Annotated in this window: 1 protein-coding gene; it reads right to left on the reverse strand. The window is 66.2% G+C overall.

The features are described 5' to 3' along the window. Positions 1–7,129 (reverse strand): non-ribosomal peptide synthetase (locus tag A5643_RS13145; RefSeq protein ID WP_156628798.1); only part of this gene is annotated, 7,129 nt, incomplete at both ends.

Raw genomic sequence — 7,129 nt, forward strand, 5'->3', positions numbered from 1 at the left:
CCCACCCCACCAAACGGACACGCCACAAACCGCGACCCGGTCAACCCCGAACGACCCACATACCCCACCCCCACACCAGCACCGGCCACATACAACTCCCCCACCACACCCACCGGCACCGGCCGCAACCAACCATCCAGCACAAAAAAGGCGAGGTGCCGCAATGGCACACCAACCGGGCTTGTCGTTCGGTCGATGTCGTCGGATGTGATCTCCCGAAATGAGGCGTGCACGGTCGTCTCGGTGGTCCCGTACATGTTGATAAGCCGTGGACCGGTCGGGTATGCGCGCAGCCACGGGGAAAGACGCTGGGGTTCAAGCGCTTCGCCGGCAAAAACCACGGCTTGAAGGCGTGACAGGCAAGATTTGTCACGCTCTTGAACGGCGGCGGCCTGGAGCGCGTAGAAGGCAGAAGGCGTCTGGCTCAAAACGCAGACGTTCTCGGTAGCCAACAGGGCATGGAACTCGGCTGGCGAGCGCACCGCGTCCGCGCCGGCAACCACAACTCGACCACCGCATAGCAGTGCGCCCCAGATCTCCCACACCGAAACGTCGAAGGCGAGTGAGTGCCACTGCGACCAGGTTTGCCCCGCGCCCGACTTCAGTTCGGTATGCAGCGGTTTGATCAGTCGAATGACATTGAGGTGGGTAACAGCGACGCCCTTGGGTCTGCCGGTCGTGCCGGAGGTGTAGATGATGTAGGCAATGTCGTGTGGTGTCGGTACCGCGAGGGCGGTGGCCGGCTGCTCAGCGATAGCGGCGTCATCGATATCGATGACCCGCGGGCAGCCGGCTGGCACGCGCGGCCGTAGCTCTTCGGTGGTGAGAACAGCTACCGGCTTCGCGTCGTCGACGAGGAAGGCGATTCGCGAGTCCGGCACCGCCGCATCAATCGGCACGTAGGCTGCTCCGGCCTTCAGGACGCTCAGAATTGCGACGATTGCGTTCGCCGACCGCGGAAGCAGCAGCGCGACGCGTTCGCCGGGGGCGGCTCCTTCGGAGACCAACACATGCGCCAACCGATTCGATGCCTCATCCAACTCCCGGTACGTCAACGACACGCCCTGGAACGTCAACCCCACCGCCCCCGGCGCCCGCACCACCTGCGCGGCAAACAAATCCACCAGCGAGCTCCGCGCAGCCGCCCGCTCCACCAGCACCCTGTGATTACCCCAATCGAGGAGCCGGTTTCGCTCGCCGGCATCGAGCACCTCCACCGACGACAGCTTCCGGGCGGGGTCGGCGGTGATCGCGTCGAGTAGGCGCTGAAGCCGCGCGAGCATGGCCTCGATGGTTTCCGTATCGAACACGTCCGTACGGAACTCCACCAGCCCGCCGATCCCGGCGGCCGCCCCATCCGCGGTCCAGCGCTCCTCCAGCGAGAGCAGAAGATCCATGCGTGCCGAATGTGTTGCGCCCGGGATCGGCGTGACGTCGACGTTGCCCAGTCTGAGTCCGGCGGCGGCGGTGCTGTCCTGCTGCCACGGTAGGTTCTGCCAGCCCACCATCACCTGAATCAGAGGATGGTGAGTGAGGCTTCGCACCGGGTTGAGTCGCTCGACGAGCGATTCGAATGGCACGTCTTGGTTCTCATAGGCGGCCAAGCCACGGTGCCGGATTTGTTCGAGGAGTTCGACGATCGTGGGATCACCGCCGAGATCGACTCTCAGCACCAAGGTGTTGACGAAAAAGCCGACGAGGTCTTCCAGAGCCGGGTCTTGACGCCCGGCGATGGAGACCCCGATCGCCACATCGGTGCTGGCACTCAGTTTTGACAGCAATACAGCCAGCGCTGCCTGGACGACCATCACGCTGGTCACGTTGTGTTCTCGGGCCACCCGGCCGATTCGCTGCTGCAACTCCGCCGGCCAGTTCACCGTGACCGCGTCGCCGCGGTAGTCGGCTATCGGCGGGTATGGCCGGTCGGTCGGTAGCTCAAGGCGCTCCGGAAGACCGGCCAATGCGGTTTCCCAGTAGGCCAGCTGGGTGGCGATCACACTCTCGGGGTTGGATTCGTCGCCCAGCCATTGTTGTTGCCACACCGTGTAATCGGCGTACTGCACCGGTAGCGGTGCCCAATCGGGGGCGCTTCCGGCGCACCGGCTGGTGTAGGCCGTTCCGAGGTCGGCGACAAGCGGAGCGATCGACCAACCGTCGGCGGCGATGTGGTGCACCACTGCGGCCAGCACATACTGGTTGCCTTCGGTTCGGAACAGTCGGGCGTGCAGCGGGATCTCGTGTGTCAAGTCGAAGCAGTGCCGCATCACGTCGCCGGTGGCCTGGTCGAGGCGCTCTGCCGGCCATCCGGTGGCATCGATGACATCCCAACCGAAGTCGGCGTGCTCGGCCGGCAGCACGACCTGCTGGGGGACGCCGTCAGCCACGGTGAACACCGTGCGCAGACTCTCGTGGCGGCCCACCACATCGGCCAGAGCTTGGCCGAGCGCCTCGGTATCGAGGTCGCCGCACAGCCGCAACGCCACCGGCATGTTGTAGATCGCCGACGGTCCCTGCAACTGCTCCAAGAACCACAACCGCTGCTGGGCATACGACAGTGGAATCTGCGCCGGTCGTGGGAGCGCGTGCAGCGGTGGGCGCTCGATGTCGTCGTGGTCGCGGTCGAGGCGGTCGGCGAGACGGCCTGCAGTGGGTACGTCGAACAGATATCGCACCGGCACGCTCTTGCCGAGTGCTGCCTGCAGACGCGCACTGACTCGAGTGGCGGTCAGCGAGTCCCCGCCCAGTGCGAAGAAGTCGTCGTCGAGACCGACTTGCGGCAGCGCGAGCACCTCGGCGAAGGTTTCCGCGACGGTCTTCTCGGTCGGCGTGTGGGGCGCGCGGAACTGCGTGGCGACGAATACTGGCTCGGGAAGGGCTTTGCGGTCGATTTTGCCGGAGGACGTGAGCGGAAAGTCGTCGAGCACCAGGATGTGGGTGGGCACCATGTAGTCCGGAAGCCGGGCGTCTAGCCACTGCCGGACGGCGTTGACTTTACTGTTGGTGCCGGGATCGTTGGCGAAACTGCGGCGCTGTCCGAGACCGCCGGGGCTGCGGTAGAGGTCGGTGAGCACCGAATCGGGCCAGCGGTACTCCGGCGCGTGGAAGACGGCGTCCAACGTGCCGGGTTCTGCGCCCCAGGTGACGGCGACGTGGTAGCCGGCATCGTCCGCTAACCGGTAGAGCTGCTCCGGACTCGCGGCGTCGACCGCGCAGTCGTGGGCGAGAGCGCGGGCCTCAGGCAACGACAGTCCGGCGGACAGACCTTGTTCGATACTGACATCGCTGACTACTCCGGTGCGGGGAATGTTCACGATGCGCACCACATCCGGTCGCTGTGTTGTCAATTCAGCGTGCAAGCCGCTCAGCCCGGCGCAGTCGGTCCACTCCCATTCCGGAACGCTTGCCAGCGAGCAGACCGAGGCGGGCGCTTTGTGAATGACGACGTCGTAGCGGTACCGCGTGAGCTCGTTATCCGCAACGCCTCGTTTGACCTCGATTCCGACGCCGGCCACCGCAGGACGCTCGGCGGCCCAGCTGGTGAAGAATTCCGGTGCCAGCAACAGTTCCAGCTCCGCCAGGGTCGCGCGCTGAACGCGCTGGCGGATTTCATCGGCATCTACCCTGTGGTCGGCGTCGCAACGGGCCAAGGCGATGCCGGTTTGGAACGCCCCTTGCAGACTGTGGTTACGCACGTCGCCGATGAATAGTGCTCCGCCGGGCGACAGTAACTCGGCGGCGGTGTCGATGACGTCGGTTAGGTAAGCGGCACTTGGGAAGTACTGGATGACGGAGTTGAGGACGATGACGTCGAAGTATCCCGTCGGCAATCCCTCGGATACGTCGGCGGGTTGTACCCGCAGGTGCACATGGTCACCCCACGGCTGGGCGGCGACCGCGGCCTGCAGTGTCCGGATGGTCGGAGCCGAGAAGTCGGTGCCCCAGTACTCCACCGCGTCGGAAGCGAGCTGAGAGAGCAGCAGCCCGGAACCCACTCCGATCTCCAACACGCGGCGCGGCGCCAGCCGACGGATGCGGTCGACCGTGGTCGAACGCCACTCGACCATTTGGTCTAGCGGAATCGGATCACCCGTGTAGCTGCTGTTCCAACCGCGGAAGTCGTCGCCGAACGTGACGCCGACGGACTCGGCGTCGTATAACTCGTCATAGATGTGTTGCCACTGGTCGACGACCTCGACGTCGTGGTCGTCGAGACCGCCGCTGTGCAAGGTGACGTAGGCGACGAGATGATCGGTGGCGTCCCGCCGACGCATCGCGACCGCCGCCCCGGTGACGTGTGGGCTGGCCATCAGCGTGTTTTCGATCTCTCCCAGCTCGATACGCTGGCCACGCAACTTGACCTGGGCATCGGCGCGACCGAGATATTCCAGGCTCCCCGCTGCCGTCCAGCGCACCAGGTCCCCACTGCGGTACATCCGCTCACCCGGCGCGCCAAACGGGTTGGCCACAAACCGATCCCCGGTGAGTCCCGGCCGGCCCACATAGCCACGCGCGATCGCCGCGCCGGCCAGATACAACTCGCCGACCACGCCGGCGGGCGCCGGCTTCAACCTCGCGTCGAGGACCAGAGCGCAGACGCCGGCGATCGGGATGCCGATATCCACCGGCTGCCCGGGTGTCAAGGTGCTCCAGGTCGACCAGATGGTGACCTCGGTGGGGCCGTAGGCGTTGAACATCCGGCGCCGCAGTGCCCAGTGGTTCACCAGTACAGCCGGACAGGCCTCCCCTCCGGTGATCAGCGTCGCCAGCCCGTCGAGGCGGGAGCGGTCCAGTGTCGCCAGCACTGTCGGCGTCAACAGCGCTGCGTCCACCTGTTGGCCTTCGATCACCTCGGTCAAGGCTTCGCCGGCATAAGAATCGGCGTCGGCCACCACCAACGTTGCCCACGACGCCACTGCCAGCAGCCATTCGAACACCGATGCATCGAACGTGGGTGCCGCCACCATCAACACCCGGGAGCGGTCACTGAGCGTGTACACCGACCGGTGCGCGGCGGCCACCCCGAGCACACCGGCGTGGCTGACCAGTACGCCCTTGGGCACACCGGTCGATCCGGAGGTGAAGATCGCATAGGCTCCGCAGTCGGGGCGCAGTGGCGCCAGCCGGTCGGCGTCGCTGATCGGTTCGGCCGGCCACCGCGCCATGTCCAGCTCGTCGATCCGGACCACGGTCCGCTCACCGGTGCCGCCGACCGGGTCAACGCCACAGGTCAATACGCAGACCGCTCCGACCGCGTCGAGCACCGTAGCGATCCGCTCGACCGGATGGTTTCGGTCCACCGGCACGTACACCCCGCCGGCTTTGAGCACCGCCCACCAGGCGACGACCAGTTCCGCTGATCGATCGATCGCCACGGCGACCGCGCGTTCCGGGCCCACCCCGGAGTCGATCAGCATGCGGGCCAATCGGGAGGACCATTCATCGATGTCGCGGTAGGTCAGTTGGCGAGGTCCGTCGACCACGGCCAGCGCGTCGGGTGCGGCGTGCACCGCTGTAGCCAGCAGTTGCGGTGCCACCCCGACCGGTGCCGTAATGCCCGCTCCGGACCACTTCGCCACCAGCAGTGCCCACTCATCGCGGTCGAGCAGCCCTATCTCGCCGACCAGGACGTCCGGATCGGCGACCACAGCGGCCACCACTTTGCCGAACCACGCCACCAACCGTTCGATGGTGGCCCTGTCGAACAGGTCGGTGGCGTAGGTGACGACCCCGGCAGCCATCGGTGCAGCGGAATTAGTCGTCGCCATTCCCCGCAGCGCGTAGGGTGCCTCAGATTCCTCGCTGGGTAGCTCCCGGAGATCGAAATCGATGTCGAACTTCGCGGTGTGCGTGGTCACCACGAACGGGTCGACGTCAGCGCCGTCGAAGGCCACCTCGGGGCGCACGTTGTTCTGGAAGGCCACCACGACCTGGAAGAGCGGGTGATGCGACGCCGACCGGGTCGGATTCAGCCGCTCGACGAGCAGCTCGAACGGTACGTCCTGATTGCTGTAAGCGTTGAGTGCCTTGGTCCGCACTTGCGCGACGACGTCGCTGAACCGAACGGCGGCGCCTACCTTGACCCGCAGGACCCAGGAGTTGACGAAGAAGCCGACCAGGTCGTCAAGGGCGGCATCTTGCCGGCCGGCGATCGGCGTTCCCAGCGCGATGTCCTCGCCGACGCCGACTCGGTGCAGCAGGACGGCGACGGCGGCTTGCAGCACCATGGACGCGGTCGCATTGTGGGCGGCGGCCAACGCCTTGACGCCCGCCCAGGTCTGCGGGTCGATGCGTACGTCGACCCGGTCACCGCCGTAACTCGAGACGGCGGGGCGGGGCCGGTCGGGCGGCAGCGACACCACGTCCGGTAACCCGGCCAACTCGTCGCGCCAGTACGCTAATTGGGTGGCGATGACGCTGTCCGGGTCGGATTCGTCGCCCAGCCAATTCTGTTGCCACAGGGTGTAGTCGACGTACTGCACGGGCAGCGGTTCCCAAGTGGGCGCCTGCCCCCCGCACCGCGCCGCATAGGCAACGCCGACATCCCGGACCATCGGCACCATGGACCAGCCGTCAAACGCGATATGGTGCAACACGATTCCCAGCACATACTGCTCGGCCTCCAGCTGGTAAATCTGCGCTCGGAACGGAATTTCGGCCGATAGGTCGAATCGGTAGCCCGCCAACGCCGCCAGCGCGTCGGCCAGCGCATGCTCCGGCAGGGCGACCACCGTCGCCTGGCCGTGCCGCCATTGCCCGGGCTGGGGCGGCAATACGTGCTGCACCGGAACTCCGTCGACCGCAGGGAAAACCGTGCGCAATGACTCATGCCGACCGATCACGTCGTCGAGAGCCGCCGCTAAGGCGTCGACGTCCAACGTGCCGTTGATGCGAAAAGCGGTGGGCATGTTATAGGTGGCGACTTCGCCCTCAAAGCGGTTGAGGAACCACAACCGTTGCTGGGCGAACGACAACGGCACCACCTCAGGGCGCGGCATCGACACCAACGCCGGGCGCCGACCACACCCACCACCCTCACCCACCCGCTGGGCCAACTGCGCGACGGTGGGGGCGTCGAACAACACCCGCACCGCCACCTCAGTGCCCAACGCTTGGTTGATCGCGGCGACCA

Source organism: Mycobacterium sp. 1274756.6, from assembly GCF_001668625.1.
In the GTDB taxonomy this organism is placed as follows: domain Bacteria; phylum Actinomycetota; class Actinomycetes; order Mycobacteriales; family Mycobacteriaceae; genus Mycobacterium.